This window comes from Mycolicibacterium pyrenivorans (genome assembly GCF_025821625.1).
Taxonomy (GTDB): Bacteria; Actinomycetota; Actinomycetes; order Mycobacteriales; family Mycobacteriaceae; genus Mycobacterium; species Mycobacterium pyrenivorans.
Genome location: NZ_JACKSH010000229.1, coordinates 1 through 291, shown reverse-complemented (window position 1 = coordinate 291; position 291 = coordinate 1). Strand labels below are relative to the sequence as shown.

At 68.0% G+C, this 291-nt stretch carries 1 protein-coding gene; it reads right to left on the bottom strand.

Annotation, left to right across the window (positions count from 1 at the left end; genetic code table 11):
* The coding region (locus H7I57_RS24690; RefSeq protein ID WP_264026744.1) for a DUF4192 family protein at window positions 1–195 on the bottom strand (195 nt) is incomplete at its 3' end.
* Window positions 196–291: the final 96 nt, after the last annotated feature.

Below are 291 nucleotides of genomic sequence, written 5' to 3'. Positions count from 1 at the left end.
GTGGCAGGTGCGGGCGAAGCTGGCAGCTTGGCTGGCGCTGATGGTGATGTCGCAGCGGATGGTGACTTTGATGATGGGGGTGCCGTCGGGCTCGGTGCCCAGCAGGTAGACCACGACGCTGTTGGTGGGGGTGAAGCCCAGCAGGGCGGGGGCAGCGGCGATGACGTCGGCGGGGGCTCCGAGTTTGATGGTCATGGTTGTTCTCCGTTCATGTACGGGTTGGGTGCGCCGGTTAGCGCTGGGGTTGCGGGGGACCGGCGGGGTGGCGCGCGCAACCTCGAAGAGGCCGTG